The following is a 17329-nucleotide window of genomic DNA, read 5'->3' as shown; positions in this document are numbered from 1 at the left end:
TTAGGTTAATTCGAAAATCAAATGTAATAAAATGGCGCATTTAAACCTACATGGTTACGCTAATACATCAAACTTAAACAATCGCTTTTCCCAAAAGCAGTGGAATTAAAAAGGCTCCCTAAGTGAGAGCCTTTCCATATTTTACTGCTTATTCTTTTTAATCCATTCCCTGGCATTCACGAACGCTTCAATCCAGGGAGCCACCTCGTCTTTCTTCCTGTCGGCCGGGTAATACGGCCAGTGCCAGGGCTTGAAGGCCCTTTCCATGTGCGGCATCATGGCTAAGTGGCGACCATCCTGTGAACAAATGGACGCGGTGTTGTAGTCCGAACCATTTGGGTTTCCAGGGTAGAAATCGTAACTGTATTTATAAGGAATGTGGTACTGGTCTTCGGTATAAGGCAGACTGAATTTACCTTCGCCATGCGCAACCCAAACACCCAGCTTCATGCCGGCCATTGATTTGAGCATGACCGAGTTATTTTCGGCAATCTCCACATTTACGAAAGCCGATTCGAACTTATGCGACTCGTTGTGCAGCATCTTTGGCATGTGCTCATGCTCGGGATAAAGCAGGCCAAGTTCAACCATCAACTGGCAACCATTGCAAACCCCAAGGCTCAGCGTATCTTCACGCTTGTAGAAGTTTTCTAAAGCGATGCGGGCTTTCTCGTTGTATTTGAAAGCGCCGGCCCATCCTTTGGCTGAGCCCAGCACATCGGAATTGGAAAAGCCACCAACAAACACAATCAGGTTAATATCCTCCAAGGTTTCACGTCCGGCAATCAGGTCTGTCATGTGTACGTCTTTTACGTCCAGACCAGCCAGATACATCATGTAAGCCATTTCGCGATCGCCATTCACCCCTTTTTCACGAATGATGGCCGCTTTGATACCGCTTGGCGTGCGGCGATACAAATCGATGCCATAGTCGGCTGCTTTTCCGGTGAAGCTTTTAAAATCGTAATGCAGCTCATTTCGCTTGTAATTTTTGAACCGCTCCAGGGCTAGCTCTTCCCCACTCTGCTTGCGATCCATCAGGTAAGATGATTTGAACCACAACTCACGAAAAGAATCAATATCCAATTCAAATTCAGCATTGAAATTCTTAACTGTGAAAGCACGTTTTCCGGCTGGCTGGCCGATTTTAACGAAGCGCACACCGGCAGCATTCAAGCTGGATTCGAGTGTTTCGGCATCAGCAGCCTGGATCACAATTCCCGGATTCTCATTGAAGAACACTTTAGCCGAATCCTGTTCGCCCAAGCCGGTCAAGTCCAGGTTCAAGCCGGTTTCATTATCACTGAAACACAGCTCCAGCAAGGTAGTAATCAAGCCGCCTGATGCCACATCGTGTCCGGCTAAAATCAATTCATCCTCAATCAACTCCTGAATGGTATTAAAGGCTTTCAGAAAGTAAGCAGGATCGGCAACTGTTGGTGCATCTTGTCCCAATTTATTAATGATCTGCCCAAAAGCGCTTCCTCCCAAAACCAGCGGAGTTGAGGAAAAATCGATGTAATAAAGCGGCTTGCTGGTATCGTTAACGGGCACCGGTTCCACCACCTTTTTCACGTCCGTCACTTCGCCCGAAGCCGAGATAATGACCGTTCCCGGCGAATAAACCACATCATCTTTGTATTTCTGGGTCATCGACATGGAGTCTTTTCCCGTAGGAATATTGATCCCCAAGGCGCAGGCAAAATCACTGGCTGCTTTCACCGCTTTGTAAATCCGCGCATTTTCGCCGGCATTTTTTGCCGGCCACATCCAATTCGCGCTCAGCGACACACTTTTCATTTTATCCGGCATCGGCGCCCAAATCAGGTTGGTCAACGATTCGGCGATCGAAAGAATGGAACCACTTTCGGCATTGATCATACCGGCAACCGGAGCATGACCAATGGTTGTGGCAAACCCACTTTTCCCCTGGTAATCCAGCGTAATCACGCCAACATTATTTAGCGGAAGATGCAATTTCCCTGCTCCCTGCTGCTTGGCAATCCGTCCAGTTACTGAGCGATCCACCTTGTTGGTCAGCCAATCTTTACAGGCAACCGCTTCCAGTTGAAGGACATCTTCCAAATAGGTTTCAATTTGATGCTGATCATAAACCAAATCTGCAAAATTGGCCTTTTCCGTTATGTCTGTCAACACGGTTTTGGGCGGATTTCCAAACATATAAGCCAATTGCCAGTCAATCGGCTTCTCCCCGGTCTTCGAATTCTCGAAGGTAAATTGCATATCGCCTGTTGTTTCACCAATCACATACATCGGCGCCCGTTCACGATTTGCAATTTTCCTGAGCAAGTCCACATGTTTTTCGCGCATCACCAAGCCCATGCGCTCCTGCGATTCATTACCGATAATTTCCTTTTGCGACAAGGTAGGATCGCCAACCGGCAACTTGCTGGTATCAATTTTGCCACCGGTTTCTTCTACCAATTCCGAAAGACAGTTCAGGTGCCCGCCAGCACCGTGGTCGTGAATTGAGATGATGGGATTGTCGTCCGATTCGGCCAGTGCACGAATGGCGTTGTAGGCCCGCTTCTGCATCTCCGGGTTCGCGCGTTGCACCGCGTTCAGCTCAATGGCGTTTTCAAATTCACCGGTAGCCACCGACGACACGGCACCGCCACCCATTCCAATACGGTAGTTGTCGCCGCCCAGCAGTACCACTTTGTCGCCTATGCCTGGCTTATCTTTCAGGCTGTCCTTTTTGGCGCCAAAGCCAATACCACCAGCTAACATGATCACCTTATCGTAACCGTATTTCTTATAATTTTCGAAATGCTCAAAGGTGAGTACCGAACCGGTAATTAGTGGTTGTCCAAACTTATTCCCAAAATCGCTGGCCCCGTTCGAAGCTTTGATCAGAATTTCCTCCGGCGTTTGGTATAACCAAGGGCGTTCTTCTGTGGCCTGTTCCCAGCTGCGAGCTCCTTCGGTACGCGGATAGGAAGTCATGTACACCGCTGTTCCGGCAATGGGCAGGCTGCCTTTTCCTCCGGCAATTCGGTCGCGAATCTCTCCGCCGGTTCCGGTTGCCGCCCCGTTAAATGGCTCAACCGTGGTTGGAAAGTTGTGCGTTTCGGCTTTCAGCGAAAGCACGGTTTCTATGTTTTTTACCTCGAAATAATCGGGTTTATCTTGAGTTTTGGGTGCAAATTGCTCCACCACCGGCCCCTGCACAAACGAACAGTTGTCTTTGTAGGCCGAAATAATCTGGTTGGGATTTTCTTTTGACGTTTTCTTAATCATTTGAAAGAGCGACATCTCCTGCTCCATCCCATCAATCACAAAAGTCCCGTTGAAAATTTTATGACGACAATGTTCCGAGTTGACTTGCGAAAAGCCAAACACCTCGCCATCGGTTAACTTGCGCCCCATTTTTTCGGCAACCGAATCCAGGTAGTTGATTTCATCTTCGCTCAGCGCCAGCCCTTCCTGCTCATTGTACGCTGCAATATCATCGATCTCGAGAATGGGCTCCGGCTTTTTGTTGATTGTGAAAATCGCCTGGTCCAAATCTTCGTACAACCGCTTCAGCATGGGATCGTAGCCTGCCGAACGGTCTGGCACTTCAAGAAATTCTTCCATCCGCACAATACCTTCGAGGCCCATGTTTTGGGTAATTTCAACGGCATTGGTGCTCCAGGGCGTGATCATTTCTTTTCGGGGGCCAACAAAAAAACCGCTCAGTTTGTCTTGCTCAATCAACGCAGCCTCACCAAGCAACCAGTTTAGTTTTTGTATGTCTTCGTCGGAAAAAGAAACAGTGGTTTGAACAGCAATGATACTGCTTTGAAGGGTCTTAAAGAATAAAATCATGTTGAATCGGTTAATGATTAAGTGATATGTTATATAACACGCCACAAAGATAAAAATTCCTCAGGAAGAAACATTCGAATGATTCTGAAAACCGATTATTGTGAATAATAAGGTGGATTTGTTAATAGTCCTGCATCGTTGCAACAGAAAACCTCCCGGACTTGATTCGGCTAAAAAATAAACCCAGTAGCCGAAGCCACCGGGTTTCGTTCACCCACTGAATTAAAAACCCCAATTGATTAGATATTTTAGTTATTAGTGATTTCGAGTGCAGCCACGCAGGCTGCATAAAAGTTCGGGTCGCGATGCTTAAAGATGGTCATCACTTTATCCAGTCCTTTAGTTAGCAACTGGGGTAGCCCTGTAAAAAGGCTTTCCTGCTCGCTGGTGGCTTGAAGCAAACCGGTCACTATCTGATTTCAGACTTTCCACCTGCTCGATGGTTACCCCATATAGTTGGTCATCAACTCCTCTGTTTGCTCATCAACAGTCTGAAAAATCTCCCGCACTTTCATTACAAAATCGAGATTGCGCGGGCGGTTCAAAGCGGTAGAACTGTCGCACATGCGGGCGACCAGTTCATCGTTGCCATTTTCCAAAGCCATGGTCTCCAGGCTGTCATTCGGAATATTTGCTTTTGAGCCACTGTATATTTCAGTTGAGTTTTGCTTTTGGTTAAAAACACCTGCGCCTTCTGTTGGCCGGCAGCCGTAGTACCGATTTGAGCAATCAAATCGCTCTATGCTTAAGACGAACTGCTGCGTATTGCCCACATTTTGCTTGACGACGAGCACCTCCTGCTTGACGCGGAGAGGTTTCTGCTAAAAATTACGATGATTATTGCCCGCTCATTTGTTGGCTCGATTCTCATCGTCAGGTCTTGGCATTCCGGTTCTTTTTGATGGTTATCAATGGTTTTCGGGCAACGCGACCATTAATAACCGCCATGCATTGACCAGCTGTCTTGCTTTTGCTACTTTTGTCTGCAAATTGATCCGATGACATTCAAACTCGAAAAATACCACCAATTCCGTCAGCAGGTAGACCAGCTGACGGACAAGCTTTCTACAATGCACCAGAAACACCTTGCCTGCAAAAAAGGCTGCGACTTGTGTTGCATGGATTACCAGGTTTTTCCCATCGAGTTCCATGCGATGAAGCAGGCGCTAAAAGATCAACCGGTGGAAATGCAGGAATCGGTCGATGGCAGTTGTATTTTTCTGAAAGACCATGCCTGCCAGATTTACGAACACCGCCCTATTATTTGCCGTACGCATGGATTGCCGCTTCTTTTTATGAATAATGACCAATGGGAGCTGTCGGCCTGCGAACTGAACTTTACCGGGTTCGACGATGAAGACTTCACGCCCGAAAATACCTTTCCTCAGGACAAATTCAACAGCAAACTGTTTTTGCTGAATAAAGAGTTTCTGAAAGAAAGCCAGCTTCTCCATAGCGAATTCGACCTGATCCCAATTCACAAGTTAAAGGATGACAAACTAAAGGACAAATTAGTTTGAATCCAAATGCACCAACTCCACAGAATAGCTGGTACGCTCCCAGCCACTGACTTTAAAGAGTGCCGCGAAATCAGAAGCAAGCTCAGGATGACGATTGTAAAAAACGTCCAGTGAATCTTGATTCGTAAAATACTCGACTAAACGAATGACGCCAATATCATTGTCGGACATAAACATGGCGATATCGTTTCCATTGGGCCCACGCATCCGCGACACAATGGTATAGTCTACGATTTGATCGGCCGAATAGGAATTATAGCGACTTTCAACTCCGCTCTGAGCATCAGTGCGGAAAATCTGCGCTCCCGCTATTTCATATTGCGGAAAATGATCAGAAAACACATTTTTCAGAAAACCCAAGGTCTTAAATTGCCCCACATAAACAAGATTCTCTGCGTTTACCTGCGTTTTATCCCATTCTGAATTCAACATCAATTCAAATGGGGTTTTCGTATCATTAAACATTTCACTCAAAAGTTTAGTCGAGTATGGCCCCATTTTCGTGATGTACGGGTAGCGGTTAGGCACCATTTCAGAGGCTTGCTCCGGATGCTGCCGGAGATACTGCGAGTACTCCTGATCTGAATTAATCGAAAAATCACGAAAAACCCCCTGGCCTCCAGTTGGAACAGTTGACTCAATTGTGAAATGATCGCCAATCAACACGGTCGTCGGAAACTTACTGGAAAAGAATCCCGACCAGAAGGGATCTGACTCCTTCCCTTGAAAAAACATAAAAACACCGACCGCCAGCAGAAGGAGGAAAACGGAGAAAGAGAACCTGTAAGATCTACCCCATTTTCTATTATTTTCATGCGAACGAAACAATACCTGGTATTCTCCTTTCGGAATTTCAAAAATAACCTTGTCCGTCCGGCCCGTAGTTTCGTAATATGTGGCGAGCTTTTTCCTCAGATTATGGACATATACACGAACTTTAGTGTCGTTCTTTATCGGATCATACTTCTTTCCAAAAATCTCACCTCCAATCGTGGCCTCTTTTAGCTTACGACCCGCAATCGTTGCTTGAAATAATAATGTAAGAAGTGATACGTTTACGCCTGATCGAGAGAAAATATTACTCTCGATAATCTTTTCCAACTGATTTGTTAGTTCCTGTTCTTCAAATCTCATGATTTCGATAAAACCTGAAATATAGTGAAAAAAACTGTTCGCAAAGTCGGGAATACAAAGGGAAACGAAGAAAACTACACACTCATTTAACGGTTAAAAGAACGTAATTTATTCCCAAAATGAGATTATCCAACCACATAAGCCTATCTTTACTGAACTGACAAGACTATTTTTGAATGTGCGTCCATTAGGAGAGATCGTTCAGCCAGATTCGAACATGGACGCTCCTGTTGTCATATTGCACATAACGACTAAAAACTAAAAAAACCGACGCATGAAACTACTCGCACTGCACTTGTTCCTGTTGCTCTCTCTTTTCACAATTGCACAAGAAACCGAAACGGTCTACTTGTCGGGCACTGGTGCCGAAAACACCGTTGATTGGGAGTTTTATTGTTCTAAAGGTCACAATTCGGGTGAATGGACAAGCATTCCTGTTCCTTCATGCTGGGAGCAACAAGGCTTTGGAAGTTACGATTACGGGCATGTTCCTTTTGAAAAACGGCTGAATGAAACCGGCCGTTACCGCTACCAATTCAATATTCCGAAAGACTGGGAAGATAACGAAATCACGATTGTTTTTGATGGGGTCATGACCGATGCGGAAGTCAAAATCAATGGGAAACTGGCTGGGCCCGTGCATCAGGGCGCATTTTACCAGTTCCGCTACGACATTACCAAGCTGCTAAACATTGGAAAGGAAAACCAGCTCGAAGTGTTTGTCAAAAAACATTCCGACAACGAATCCGTTAGCCTGGCCGAACGCAAGGCTGACTTCTGGATTTTTGGCGGTATTTTTCGCCCCGTTTTTCTCGAAGCCAAACCCAGAACAAATATCCAACGCGTAGCCATCAATGCGAGGGCCAATGGCCAATTCGAAGCGGATGTTTACCTGACAAATGCAAAAAACGCATCACAAATCAGGGTCGACATTAAAACACTCACCGGGGAAACCCAGGCTTCATTTACAGCCGATGTCGATGGCTCCGTGTCCCGGGTTTCAGGAACGTTTAAATATCCTAAAACCTGGTCGCCAGAATTTCCGAACCTTTACCAGGCGGTCTTTAATCTGTTGGATAAAAACGAACAAGTCGTTCACCAACATAGTGAGCGCATTGGATTTCGCACGATTGAAGTGCGCGAGAGTGACGGCATTTATGTGAATGGCGTAAAAATAAAAATGCAGGGCGTTAATCGCCATACCTTTCACCCAAAATATGGACGGACGTCGTCAAAAGATTTAAGCATAACCGCTGTCAACCTGATGAAAGACATGAACATGAACGCCGTGCGCATGTCGCATTATCCACCCGACAAACACTTTCTCTACGTGTGCGACTCAATCGGGCTGTTAGTGATTGATGAGCTCACTGCGTGGCAAAAACCGTCGTACGATGATGTTGTGGGCCGAAAACTGCTGGAAGAAATGATAGCCCGCGACGTGAACCATCCGTCCGTCATTATTTGGGCCAACGGCAATGAAGGCGGTGAAAACAACACATTGAACGACGACTTTGCCGAGCTTGATATTCAGCAACGAACCGTTATTCACCCCTGGCAGGATTACGAAAAGACCAACACCTTACACTACATCGACTACAATTATTTATCACTGGATGGATTCAGCAAACGTAAAATTTATTTTCCAACGGAATTTCTGCATGGACTGTACGATGGCGGGCATGGCGCCGGGCTGGACGATTACTGGCTTCGGATGTGGAACGACCCGCTTTGCGCTGGTGGTTTCCTGTGGGTTTTTGCGGACGAGTCGGTTGAACGCACCGACCGCAACAACGAGTTGGACAGCGATGGCAACCACGCTCCCGATGGAATTTTGGGGCCATACAACGAAAAGGAAGGTAGTTTCTATAGCATCAAAGAAATCTGGGCCCCCATTCAGTTCGAAAAGCGTTACATCACACCTGATTTTAATGGTATTTTCAACTTGGAAAACCGGTACTTCTTCACTAACCTCAACCAGTGCTCCCTAACGGCTGAATGGGTCAGTTTTTCCGATCCGGGGCAAACGATTAGTGAAATCATCAACTCAACAGAAAAGCTTGAACTTGATCTGGCTCCGGGAAATAATGGCCAATTAAAGGTGAATTTGCCAACCGACTGGCACACATTTGATGCCCTTCGAATAACGGCCTCTGATCCCCATGGGCGTCATTTAAACACCTGGTCGTGGCCAGTAAAAAATGCACAAATAAAAGCGAATGAGCTTCGGACAGTCCAACCAAGCGCGCAACCCACACTTATTGAAACAAACGCAGAACTGAAAGTGACGGCTGGCGGGCTCACCTTTTCAATCAAAAAGGAAAACGGCACCATTTCGGAAATCAAAAACCAGGGGCAACTTATCCCACTATCGAACGGACCTGTGTTTGTAAGTCGAGAAAAGAAGGTGAAGAATGTTGTGCACGCTTTCGAGGAGAATCAGTTGCTGATTGAAGTGACCTATGAAAATGAAGACCATCTAAAATGGACAATTTATGGAAATGGACTGTTTGATTTGGAAGTGGCTTATGAACCAAGTGGCCGCAGTCAGTTTGCCGGAATCACATTCGATTTCCCAGAAGAGAATGTGGCTGGAATGACATGGTTAGGCAACGGCCCCTATCGTGTTTACAAAAACCGAATGAAGGGTGTAAACTTCGGACTGTGGGAAAAAGGGTACAACAACACCATAACCGGTGAATCAGGCTTTATTTATCCTGAGTTTAAAGGATATCATTCGGAAGTTTATTGGGCTGAAATTGAAGGAAAAACTAATCCCGGATTTAAAGTCCATGTGCACAGTAACGACATTTTTGTGCGCGTGCTTACACCTGACGAACCGGAAGCTCCCGCACGAACACAGCTTGAATATCCGTCAGGCGACATTTCTTTCCTGCACGGAATCAATGCCATTGGAACAAAATTCATAGAAGCTAACCGACTCGGCCCTCAATCAACAACAAATCAATTCAGCGCAGCAAAAATGCATGGAGGAAAACTGACCATCAAATTGACATTCGATTTTAACTGACATTGAAAATTTTGTTCCTCAGCAGGGTGTTCTCAAACCACGCGACAACACCCTGTTGTCTTTTGCTCCATTTTGTTTTCACATTAAATAGTCTTATTTTTAGCTATTTAGATACCGAACACAGAATTGTAACTTCGATCGCAGGGCACATTTTTATCCTGGGCATCAACTAAAACATTTTCATGATGACAACCAAAAAGAACAATATTGTGGTTTTATGGACAAGCGGTGATCCGGAAGTGGCCGAAAAAGTTTGCTTGATGTACACCGAAGCCGCCAAAAAGAACCGTTGGTTTGAACAGGTCGCGTTAGTCGTTTGGGGACCATCGGCCAAATTGCTCAGTGAAAATCAAATGCTTCAGGATGAGATCAGAACCATACAGGATTTGGGGGTTCAAGTTGAAGCTTGCAAACGCTGTACAGACATTTATGGCGTGACTGATCAATTCAAAAAAATGAATATTGACGTCAAAGGTATGGGTGACGAGCTAAGCAACTATTTGAAAGAAGGCTGGCACTCATTGAGCTTTTAGATAGCCGATTTCCACTCACGTTTCCCGCACTGCACAGCCTGTAACTAATCGAAATTAAGGATCTCAATCAAGTCACTAACCCGAAAAGGTTTGGCAAGAAAAGCATCCATGCCAATTTCCAGGCAATATTCAACATCTTCTTTCATAGTGTTCGCAGTCATGGCGATAATCTTTACCGGATTTGTGACTTTGCGCTGCTTCTCAATTTCCCGAATCTGTTTGGTGGCTTCAATACCGTTAAGCACGGGCATTTGTATGTCCATCAGGATAAAATCAACGGCTTCTTTCTGAAACAGCTCAACAGCTTGCTTTCCATCATATGCCAAAGAAATATTGGGGCAGAAACCATTGATCGAATGCAGGGCCACTTTCATATTAATCTGATTGTCCTCCACAATCATAATCCGCTTGTTCTGTAAATCAGCCTTCAACACTTCGATCTCCCGATCCACATCCTCGGTACTTCGATGCTTTCCTATCGCCGAGGCGATGACCTGGTATAACTGTTGCAACTTCGCCGGCTTGTTCAGATAGAAATCAAAGTCAGACGCCGACAAATCATTCCGGTTGATCGCATCAGTTACCGACGATACCAAAATAATTCGCAACGATTCGAGATAAGGAATTTCTCTCAATCTTCGGGCCAGTTCAACGCCGTCCATCTCTGCCATTTGGAAATCCAACAACGCAAAATCCATCGAAATGCCCTTCTCCTTCATTCGGCTTATCTCAGTCAGAGCCTCATTGCCCCCAGAAGCCTCATGAACCTTCACTTTCCAACTTTCAAGATATTCTCTAAAAATTTTGCGGTTGGTATTGTTATCATCAACAACCAAAGCATGCAAGTTTTCAAACGAGACACTTTTAAGTCTGAAACGATCCTGCGTCCCTTCGGTCTCCTTAAACCTTAAACAAAAAGAAAATTCTGCTCCTTTGCCATCTTCACTTTTTAGTTCAATTCTACCGCCCATTGCAGCCACCAGTTTCTGACAAATAGCAAGCCCCAATCCGGTCCCGCCAAACTTTCGGGTTGTTGAGCTGTCAACCTGAGTAAACGACTGGAACAACTTATCCTGATGAGCTTTGGGTATTCCGATCCCGGTATCTTTAACCGTGAATAAAACCTCATGTTCATCACCGGCTGTCTGAACCAATTCAGCAGATACACACACCTCCCCTTTTGCCGTAAACTTAACTGCATTATTGGAAAGATTTGTGATCACTTGCTTTAAACGGACATAATCTCCCAGAATAAACTCGGGAATATCCGGGTCTACATAAGTCAAAAAATCAAGCGACTTTTCATTGGCTTGGATATTTTGTACATCAGCGACCTCTTCAACCACCGTACGTATATTAACCGGCGCATATTCCAGATCCAGTTTCCCGGATTCGATTTTTGAAAAATCTAAAATATCATTAATAATCGAAAGTAGTGTTTGGCCTGAATTGATAATAACATCCAAATAATCAATCTGAAAGGGCAAAAGATCGGTGCGCCTCAAAATATCAGCCATGCCAATGACTCCATTCATAGGCGTCCTGATTTCATGCGACATATTGGCAAGAAAGAGGCTTTTGGCCTTATTGGCATATTCGGCCTTTTCTTTGGCAAGTTTCAACTGTTGTCTGGCCAATTCTTGTGTGGTAACATCACGAGAAATACCAACAAGCCCGATTATTTCACCCTGCTCATTGCGAATTGGTACTTTGGTAACAGACGACCACTCCGCGGATCCATCAGACTTTATCTTTTTCTCAATCGCATTAATTTGTGGCACGCCTGTTTTAAAAATCGTTCTCTCCTGTGCGTATAATTGCTCCGCTATTTCCTTTGGATAAATATCAAAATCAGTCTTTCCAATAAGATCCTGACTATTCTCTGTGTCATTTGATGAGAAATGGGCTTTATTTACCCGAGTAAACCGCGAATTGACATCTTTAAAAAAGATTCGGTCCGGAATATTATCCATCAGGGAAGTCAAAAGCTCTTGTTCATTTCTCAGTTCTTGCTTTATTAAATGCTCAGTAGTCACATCGCGACTAAGGCCTACCATTCCAATACACTCTCCTGTTTCTCTTTTTAAAGGGATTTTTGAGGCAGTTACATATCGGTGCCCATCGACAGTCTTAATGTATTCCAACTTATTTATTAACGGGATGCCATTCTTCATTAGTTCTTGCTCGTCCAAAAAAGCCTGTCGGGCATGGTCCATTTCGAAAAAGTCAAAATCTGATTTCCCTACAGCCTTCATCGGGTCGTTCAATCCAATTGTCTGTGCCTGAGATTTGTTGATCCGTAAAAATCTGGAATCCCGGTCTTTAAAATAGATCGTATCCGGGATATTATCCATCAGCATTTGTAGATAGTGCTGTTCGTCTCTTAGGTCTTTCTGAATATTAACTTGATCGGTAATACGTTCGTAAAGCCCCATAATTGCTATCACCTCGCCAGTAGAATCCTTGATTGGGATTTTGCTTTTGCGCAAAATATCCACTTTGCCATTGGCGAGAACCTCTTCCTCTTCGTAGTCTAAAAGAGCCTCCCCCGATTGAATCACTTCCTTATCAATGTTCCTGTTGTTTGCGGCTACATCAGCCGGATACAAATCAAAATCCGTTAGTCCAATAACATTGGCCTGGTTATTTATACCTCGATCATTACAAAAGATCTGGTCACAGCCAAGATAATTCAGATTCTTATCTTTCCAGAAAAGGGCCATCGGGATGTGATGAACAATCAAATCAAGGATTTTTTCAGAATTCACAGAAATCGGACTGCCCATAATTTCATCCTTAAACACCGATAGAAATCTGGCTTCCGTAAAATCTTCCGGCAAGACGTGAATATCAGAACCTGTCGATTCATCATCGTATTTCTTGTCAGAAATGATTATGAGCGGGACATTCAGACGACCAATATCGTTGCCCTTCAAATCAGAAATCATCTGAAGGTAATCCGGCTCATGAACTAAGATTGCATCTGGATTGGCATGGGGAAAGGCCTTCATAACCAGATCATAGCTACTAAAATACAAAAAATTTATCTCCCGTAGATCTTCCATTAAAGGGATAAATCTCTGGCAACTATAATCGCTCCCTAAAAGAACACAAAGACGCCCCATACTTTTAAGGTTTTGTTTAGCGGCTAAAATACATAAAATTACATGAAACCATTTTCCTGCATTCTGACTCGCCCGCTCAATTAGCAAAACGCCAAACCAAAACCCACTAATGACAAGACACTTACCGTAAGGCTGAAAAATAGTTGGGCTTTACTGACTAGTTAAAACTGTTGAAAAACACAAAATAGATGCTATTCGGCCAATGCGATCCGACTTCAATCACAAAAAGAACCGGAATATCTGCATTGGATGGCAATACCCATATCAGACTTAATTCCATTTGCAACTGATTCTCGAACATGAATAGTCCGGCAACCTTTTCACCTCTGACAAATCGGTTTAACCAAAAGTTAAATCGTAAAATCTACCAACTAATATATAGCTCTGTTCATCTCCTTTTTCTTAATTTTGCTCGACAAATAGAATCACGATCCATCAAAAAAAATAAAAAACATGAGAAAAAAAGTTGTTGCCGGTAACTGGAAATGTAACACAACCGTTCAGGAAGGTGTTGAATTAGCAAAAGCTGTAAACGAACTGGTTGCTAAAGAAGGTGCTAAAGATGTTGTGGTTGTTCTTGGAGCGCCATTTACACACATTACCAGTGTAGTCAATGCAGTTGATACAAGCCGTATTGGTGTGTCATCGCAAAACTGTGCAGCCGAAGCGAAGGGTGCCTTCACCGGCGAGGTTTCAGCAGCTATGATCAAATCAACCGGTGCTAAGTATGTGATCTTAGGTCACTCCGAAAGACGCGAATATTACGGCGAAACCAGCGTAATCCTGAACAAGAAAATAGCACTTACTCTAGAGAACGACTTAACTCCGATTTACTGCTGTGGCGAAGCGTTAGATATTCGTGAAGCCGGAACACAAAACGATTTTGTAAAAACTCAATTGGAGGAGACGGTTTTCAATCTTTCTGCTGCAGATTTCTCAAAAATCATTATCGCCTACGAACCAATTTGGGCTATTGGAACTGGAGTTACGGCAAGTTCAGAGCAAGCTCAGGAAATGCTTGCTTTCATTCGCGGACTGATTGCTGATAAATTTGGCGCTGAGGTTGCTGAAGAAACTTCAATTCTGTATGGTGGAAGCTGCAGCCCTAAAAACGCTAGTGAATTGTTTGCCAATCCGGATATTGATGGCGGGCTAATTGGTGGTGCTTCATTAAAAGCTGAAGATTTTCTGGCGATTATCAATGCATACTAATCTATAAAAAGACACGAAATAATCATTGAGCCATCTGGTTTCTGCCGGATGGCTTTTTTTATCTTTGCCATAAAAAAAATGCAATATACAAAAGCCGAATTCAGGCTATCTCCGGATAACGAAATCAACCGCGAAATTCTGGTCGCTTATCTTTCGCAACTGGATTTTGAAAGTTTTGATGAAACAACAGACGCGGTGAACGCCTTTTTTCCAATCGAAAAAGTATTGACGAATGATATAAAAACTTGTCTTTCCGAAGTTCCTTTTCAAGTCGATTTTTCAGAAGAAGAGATGCCGGACATTAACTGGAACGAAGAATGGGAAAAAAACTACTTTCAACCTTTGTTGATTAATAACCAGGTGCTGATTCGTGCGCCATTTCATAGAGCGTATCCAAAAGCTCAGTACGAAATTGTGATTGAACCGAATATGGCGTTTGGAACAGGCAACCACGAAACTACCAGCCTGATGATGGAGCATCTTTCGGAAATCAACCTGGAAGGACAAACGGTTCTGGACATGGGGTGTGGCACCGGGATTTTAGGAATTTATGCTTCCAAGCTGGGGGCCGAAAGTATTACTGCAATCGATATTGATAGCTGGTCTTTTGAAGCAACGGCTGAAAACGCGCGGCTAAATCATGTCAATAACCTTGAAGCCTCTATTGGAGATGCGCAACTTTTAGGAGAACAGAAATTTGATCTGATTCTGGCCAATATTCAAAAAAACATTATTCTTCAGGATATTGAAAAGTATGTCGCGGTATTAAGTAATGGCGGATTACTTATTGTTAGTGGGTTCTACGAAAATGATCTGGAAGATATCTTAGGAAGAGCCTCGGAATTGCTACTAACGAAAATCGAAATAAAGGAACGTAATAAGTGGATTGCCTGCGCGTTTCAAAAGTAAATCAATTTGAAGAAAAGCTTAAAGCATGAGACTGGCAAACAGTCCGGTTAAAATTGCAATCGTAAAACTGATAAAAGTCCCAATCAACACGTACTCTGAAAGCAATCGGGCATTGTCCTCGCTTTTTACCGAGATTCGAAGAATTGATTTGGCCGCAATTAAAAATCCGATGGCTTGAAATTGTGCTGTCAGTACAAACGTTAATACAAGTACTCGTTCTAATATGCCAATCCATTTACCAGCATCTGGCAGGCTCGGTCCAAGTCCTTCTTTTATTTGATTTTGCCAGCGCTTTGTAGCTAAATTGACAATTATCATTGTCGGCCAAATCACAAAAAGATAGGCCAGAAATAGAACAAGCGATGTTTGGTCTGAAAGTAAAGAGGAGAAGATCGTGCTCCAATCAAATAAAAATTCACTGACGATTGCAACAACAAGTGCAATAGCCAGGATATGGACTACTTGGTCGAGTAGAAACCAGACTAGCTGATTGACTTTATGTGGCATGAAATAAATTTTGGCTAAATCAATCAGGTAGTGAAACAGGAAAATTAGAACAGGAATCTGCCATGAGAAATAATCTAAGGTAAAAACAACAGATAGCGCCGTAACGACCAGCACATGAAAGAATAATTTTATTGATTTTATTCCTTTCTCATTTTTATCTTTCACCCACGCCCCCGGCTGCAATAAAAAATCAGCAATTAAGTGAGCAATTAATAATCGAAGAAGTAGAATCATTACCATTATAATTTTTCGATGATTTCAAGAAAGCGACTATTCATTTTATCAATCAAATTCCATCGCGCAAGCTGAATCCGGTTACTTACTGAAGGCTGGGATAGGTTCAACATATCTGCAATTTCTGTTTGCTTGAATCCCTGAACAAGATAATAAATTACTTCAGCCTGCGCCAATGTCCAGCCATTAAAAACATTGTCTAAAAAAGCACACAACAATTCAAGCTCTTTATTGTATGCTTCATGACTCGTAGTGATGATAAATGTCTGTTTTTTCTTTTTCATTTGGTCAAGTGCCCTGCCTGAAAGCACAAATGGCTCCTCCAATGACTTTCCAATATCCTCAGGAATTGTTTTTGACAGCCCAACAGCCAATGAAATGCGAATATCAATGGCTTCTTTTCCTTTCTCATTTTTTAGACCTATTTGTTTCCTTTTAAAATACGACTTCAGGAAAATGGCTTTAAAAAATGACTTTTGAATATCTGTTGTCATCAACTGAAAGCTATCTCCCCGGCTCGACAAAAAACGCTCTCCCCGATTAACCAAATAATTCCCGGCTGGTTCGACGAGTACACGCATCGCGTCAATAAATGCATGTTCTTCAAACTTTGAAGAATTTATAATATCTGCTGATATAACGGCAATTTTCTCCATAAGTCAAATATAGCTCCTTAATTATATATTTACAAAATATAAACCATATATTCTATATTTTCATTAATAGACTTATTAATCTATGCTGCTAAATTCTGATCGTTCAAATTCCAACACTTCCATTTCTTTAATATCCTTGCCGTCAATTTTAAAACGTACTGCGGTACAAACATTATGAAATCCGTTATTTCCGGCAGCTCCGGGATTGATATGCAAACAGTTAAATTTCTTATCCGGTATTACTTTCAAGATGTGAGAATGCCCTGAAATAAATAGCTTGGGAGGACTGGAATAGATCATTTTTCTAACTCTTGGTTCATATCGGCCGGGATAGCCTCCTATGTGGGTCATTAGTACATCAACGTCCTCGCAAAAAAAACGAAGAGTCTCGGGAAACATCCTGCGTAATACATGTCCGTCAATATTCCCGTAAACAGCCCGGAGTGGTTTCAGTTCAGCCAATTCGTCTGCTAATTTTTCTGTACCAATATCGCCGGCATGCCATATTTCATCAACGTTTTCAAAAAATCGCACAATACGTTCACTAAGAGCGCCATGTGTATCTGATAATAACCCTATTCTTTTCATCCGGATGATTTAATGTCTATAGGTTCTCAAAAATAGGGTAATTTTGATT

The 17329-nt window shown here is 43.3% G+C and carries 13 protein-coding genes; 5 read left to right on the top strand and 8 right to left on the bottom strand.

Annotated elements, in window-relative coordinates; all coding sequences use genetic code 11:
• Positions 1 to 141: 141 nt before the first annotated feature.
• The 3 genes from purL to AAC033_RS10915 all read right to left on the bottom strand — a co-directional run bounded on the left by purL (position 142) and on the right by AAC033_RS10915 (position 4604).
• Positions 142 to 3831 carry a phosphoribosylformylglycinamidine synthase gene (gene purL, locus AAC033_RS10925; protein WP_339737979.1) on the bottom strand — a complete coding sequence of 1230 codons (3690 nt, stop codon included), beginning with the start codon at positions 3829 to 3831 and terminating at the stop codon, positions 142 to 144.
• Positions 3832 to 4079: 248 nt separating this feature from the next.
• Positions 4080 to 4241 carry a hypothetical protein gene (locus AAC033_RS10920; RefSeq protein ID WP_339737977.1) on the bottom strand — a complete coding sequence of 54 codons (162 nt, stop codon included), beginning with the start codon at positions 4239 to 4241 and terminating at the stop codon, positions 4080 to 4082.
• A gap of 33 nt (positions 4242 to 4274) precedes the next feature.
• On the bottom strand, positions 4275 to 4604 hold the full coding sequence (locus AAC033_RS10915; RefSeq protein ID WP_339737975.1) for a hypothetical protein: 330 nt from the start codon (positions 4602 to 4604) through the stop codon (positions 4275 to 4277).
• Positions 4605 to 4829: 225 nt separating this feature from the next.
• On the opposite strand from AAC033_RS10915, the gene AAC033_RS10910 reads away from it, so the two are divergent.
• On the top strand, positions 4830 to 5351 hold the full coding sequence (locus tag AAC033_RS10910; protein ID WP_339737973.1) for a YkgJ family cysteine cluster protein: 522 nt from the start codon (positions 4830 to 4832) through the stop codon (positions 5349 to 5351).
• Here AAC033_RS10910 and AAC033_RS10905 read toward each other — a convergent pair.
• Positions 5343 to 6485: a hypothetical protein gene (locus AAC033_RS10905; protein WP_339737971.1), complete on the bottom strand. Its 1143-nt coding sequence runs from the start codon at positions 6483 to 6485 to the stop codon at positions 5343 to 5345. The genes AAC033_RS10910 and AAC033_RS10905 overlap by 9 nt on opposite strands.
• A gap of 274 nt (positions 6486 to 6759) precedes the next feature.
• Between AAC033_RS10905 and AAC033_RS10900 the strand changes: the two genes are divergently transcribed.
• Entirely contained in the window at positions 6760 to 9516 is a 2757-nt protein-coding gene (locus tag AAC033_RS10900) for a glycoside hydrolase family 2 TIM barrel-domain containing protein (RefSeq protein WP_339737969.1), read from the top strand.
• Positions 9517 to 9698: 182 nt separating this feature from the next.
• A complete protein-coding gene (locus AAC033_RS10895; protein ID WP_339737967.1) occupies positions 9699 to 10049 on the top strand; it encodes a DsrE family protein in 351 nt (116 codons plus the stop codon).
• A 44-nt stretch (positions 10050 to 10093) separates the two neighbouring features.
• Here the strand turns inward: AAC033_RS10895 and AAC033_RS10890 are convergent, their stop codons facing one another.
• Positions 10094 to 13114, bottom strand: coding sequence for a response regulator (locus tag AAC033_RS10890; protein ID WP_339737965.1), 3021 nt, complete (start codon positions 13112 to 13114; stop codon positions 10094 to 10096).
• A 513-nt stretch (positions 13115 to 13627) separates the two neighbouring features.
• Here AAC033_RS10890 and tpiA point away from each other — a divergent pair.
• Together tpiA and prmA are read left to right on the top strand one after the other, a co-directional pair.
• A complete protein-coding gene (gene tpiA / locus AAC033_RS10885) occupies positions 13628 to 14386 on the top strand; it encodes a triose-phosphate isomerase (protein ID WP_339737963.1) in 759 nt (252 codons plus the stop codon).
• Positions 14387 to 14464: 78 nt separating this feature from the next.
• Positions 14465 to 15295, top strand: coding sequence for a 50S ribosomal protein L11 methyltransferase (gene prmA, locus AAC033_RS10880; RefSeq protein WP_339737962.1), 831 nt, complete (start codon positions 14465 to 14467; stop codon positions 15293 to 15295).
• Between the two features lie 18 nt (positions 15296 to 15313).
• Here prmA and AAC033_RS10875 read toward each other — a convergent pair whose 3' ends face one another.
• From AAC033_RS10875 to AAC033_RS10865, 3 genes are all read right to left on the bottom strand, one after another.
• Positions 15314 to 16036: a DUF3307 domain-containing protein gene (locus tag AAC033_RS10875; RefSeq protein ID WP_339737960.1), complete on the bottom strand. Its 723-nt coding sequence runs from the start codon at positions 16034 to 16036 to the stop codon at positions 15314 to 15316.
• 5 nt (positions 16037 to 16041) lie between these two features.
• The gene (locus AAC033_RS10870; protein WP_339737958.1) at positions 16042 to 16692 is read right to left on the bottom strand and encodes a hypothetical protein; all 651 of its coding nucleotides are present in this window, start codon (positions 16690 to 16692) and stop codon (positions 16042 to 16044) included.
• A gap of 75 nt (positions 16693 to 16767) precedes the next feature.
• Positions 16768 to 17280 carry a metallophosphoesterase family protein gene (locus AAC033_RS10865; protein ID WP_339737956.1) on the bottom strand — a complete coding sequence of 171 codons (513 nt, stop codon included), beginning with the start codon at positions 17278 to 17280 and terminating at the stop codon, positions 16768 to 16770.
• Between the last annotated feature and the right edge of the window lie 49 nt (positions 17281 to 17329).

Origin of the sequence: uncultured Sunxiuqinia sp. (assembly GCF_963974515.1) — a bacterium.
Classification (GTDB): Bacteria; Bacteroidota; Bacteroidia; order Bacteroidales; family Prolixibacteraceae; genus Sunxiuqinia.
This window is presented reverse-complemented; position numbering and strand designations above follow the sequence as displayed.